This window comes from Planktosalinus sp. (assembly GCF_059864935.1).
Map to the genome: position 1 here is coordinate 1 of NZ_JCBCCK010000133.1, position 3,053 is coordinate 3,053.

A 3,053-nucleotide genomic window follows, 5' to 3' on the forward strand; every position below is an offset into this window, starting at 1 on the left:
AAAGAACAAATCGCTCAACGCATAGCGCAAGAAGTCAAAGATGGTTACTATGTAAATCTCGGAATTGGAATCCCAACCCTGGTGGCCAATTTTGTGCGTGATGATATTAACGTCGAATTTCAAAGTGAAAACGGTGTTTTAGGTATGGGGCCATTCCCGTTTGAAGGAGAAGAAGACCCTGATTTAATCAATGCCGGTAAACAAACAATCACTACATTGCCCGGAGCGTCATTCTTTGATTCGGCTATGAGTTTTTCAATGATTAGAGGTCAGCACGTTGATTTGACCATACTCGGCGCGATGGAGGTTGATGAAAACGGCGACATTGCCAACTGGAAAATTCCAGGAAAAATGGTAAAGGGAATGGGCGGTGCCATGGATTTGGTCGCTTCAGCTGAAAATATTATTGTGGCAATGATGCATACTAACAGGGCAGGAGAATCTAAGTTACTTAAAAAGTGTTCTTTACCTTTAACAGGTGTTAAATGTGTCAAAAAGGTTGTTACCGATCTTGCAGTTATGGAAATTACAGATAAAGGCTTTAAACTGCTTGAAAGAGCACCGGGTGTTTCAGTTGAGGATGTCCAAAAGGCAACTGAGGGCACTTTAATTGTAGAAGGAGAAATTCCTGAAATGCAAATTTCCGTGTAAGCGAAAACAATAATAAACAAAATCTTGAAATATTAAAGACCCTGATCAGGGTTTTTTTTTGATCCAAAAAGCAGTAAAATATGACACAAATGTTAAAAAAAGATGCAGTATATCGAAAAAATATGCTTTTTATCGTGAAAAACGATTTTTTATTTGCATTTTTACAAACCCAAATCAAACCAGCTTACTTAACCTAAGCTATGTAAGTTATAAAAGTAAAAACAACTAAATGGATTTGAAATGATGGCAAAAGTCAAAAAACAATTTCAGACGTTAATGCAAAAAGTAAAACCTACTTTTTTACTATTAAATAGTGTGCTTTACGTAACCAAAAAAGTGTTTTTATTGATGTAACTAAAAATAAACCCCGAATCTGTTTGACATTTTCAGATTTAAAGGTCAAATCCCGTTCTTTGTGAGGTTAGAACGGGATTTTTTTATTCCCTCGTACTTGTCTGCCGAAAGTTTACTGAAGGTAGAGGCGGAAATCTCAATTTTATCAGTTTTATTTCTTCTTTGGAAAAGCAGCAATCCATTTTTGAGTATAGACCTTCCCCAGATTATAATAAACGTTACAACTTCTGAATGATCAAGTGATGTAAGCAACTATGAAAAGAGGAGAGTTTTTATTAAGCTATTCTACAAGTTGATAAACTGTCTTTGTATTGTAATGATTGTTGAATAAACAACTCCTTTCAAAAAATCAGAGAGAAAATCTAAATACAGGTTTTTTGTTTATAAAAAGTAAGCAAAATAGCACTTAAATGTTAAAAAAACGTGTAATACATCGAAAATATACGCCTTTCATCGTTAAAAACGATTTTTTGTTTGCATTTTTACAGTCCCAAATTAAACCGGCTTACTTAACCTAAGCTATAAAAGTTGAACAGGAATTTTAAAATTGTTGTTTAACTAAAAATAAACCCCAAATCTGTTTGACATTTTCAGATTTAAAGGTCAAAATCCCGTTCTTTGTGAGGTTAGAACGGGATTTTTTTATTTCCGCGCACTTGTCTGCCGAAAGTTTACTGAAGGTAGAGGCGGAAATCTCAGTTTTCAGCCCTATTTCCCCTTAGGTATCGCCTCAATCAATTTTTTAGTATACTCCTTCAACGGATTTGCATAAATTTCATCTGCTTCCCCCATTTCTTCTATTTTTCCGGCATTCATCACCATCAATTGATCAGCCATAAATTTGACCACAGCTAAATCGTGTGAAATAAACAAATAACTGAACTGGTATTTTTCTTTTAAATCGTTTAACAAATTCAGCACCTGCGCCTGAACGGAGATATCCAAAGCAGAAACTGATTCGTCACAAATAATCAATTTGGGTTCCAGAGCAATTGTTCGGGCTATACCCACACGTTGCCTTTGCCCACCGGAGAGTTGGTGCGGATATCTGTGATAATAACTTTCATCCAATCCTACCTGATCCAACAACTCAATTACCCGTTGTTTTCTTTTCTTATTGTTTAGGTATAGATTGTGCACTTGCAAAGGCTCAAGGATTGCTTCGCCCACCAAAACCCTTGGGTTTAGTGAAGAATATGGATCCTGAAAAATGATTTGTATCTCTTTCCTGAATTTTTTGAATTCGCTTTCGCTTAAAGCGGAAATTTCCTTACCCCTGTAATAAATGTTCCCCCGTGTAGCTTTGTCAAGTTGAAGTATGGCCTTTCCCAGAGTGGATTTTCCGCAGCCTGATTCGCCAACGAGACCTAAAGTTTCACCCTCATACAGTTCAAAACTTACATCGTTGACAGCTTTTGTCACCTTTTTATCTCTGAAAAATCCGGCATTGGCGTAGTATTCCTTTTCAAGATTTCTGACTTCAAGCAAAGGCTTTTGACTGTAAAGTGCTTTGTGTGCCTGAGTGCGTTGTTCTTTTGTAACCACTTTTTTGTCAAAACTGTTTTGAAGAAAATCTTTTATAGTGGCCAGTTTTTCAACACGTTCATCAAGTGAAGGGCGGGAGTTGAGCAAAGCTTTTGTATAATCTTCTTTTGGATTGTGAAAAATATCCCGTATTTGTCCTTCCTCCACAACTTTTCCCTGATACATCACCAAAACACGGTCGGCAATTTCAGACACCAGTGCCAGGTCATGAGAGATGAAAATGACACTCATATTTGTTTCCTGCTGAAGGTCTTTAAGAAGTTGGATGATTTCCTTTTGAACTGTTACATCGAGGGCAGTTGTGGGCTCGTCAGCAATTAAAACTTGAGGTTTGCAGGCAATGGCCATAGCAATCATCACGCGTTGCATTTGCCCCCCACTGATTTGATGTGGGTACTTTCTGAAAAGTTCTTCAGGATTTGGAAGTTTTACTTTTTCAAAAAGCAAAAGGGCTTCTTTTTTAGCTGCTTTTCTCGAAAGCTTTTTGTGCTGCATTAATATTT

At 36.8% G+C, this 3,053-nt stretch carries 2 protein-coding genes; one reads left to right on the plus strand and one right to left on the minus strand.

Annotation, left to right across the window (positions count from 1 at the left end):
* Window positions 1-651, plus strand: a 651-nt coding sequence (locus AC6F75_RS05680; RefSeq protein ID WP_500713984.1) for a 3-oxoacid CoA-transferase subunit B, incomplete at its 5' end; no start/stop codon positions are given.
* A gap of 1,062 nt (window positions 652-1,713) precedes the next feature.
* On the opposite strand, the gene AC6F75_RS05685 is transcribed toward AC6F75_RS05680, so the two are convergent.
* Window positions 1,714-3,053: dipeptide ABC transporter ATP-binding protein (locus tag AC6F75_RS05685; protein ID WP_500713985.1), on the minus strand; the 1,340-nt coding region annotated here is incomplete at its 5' end.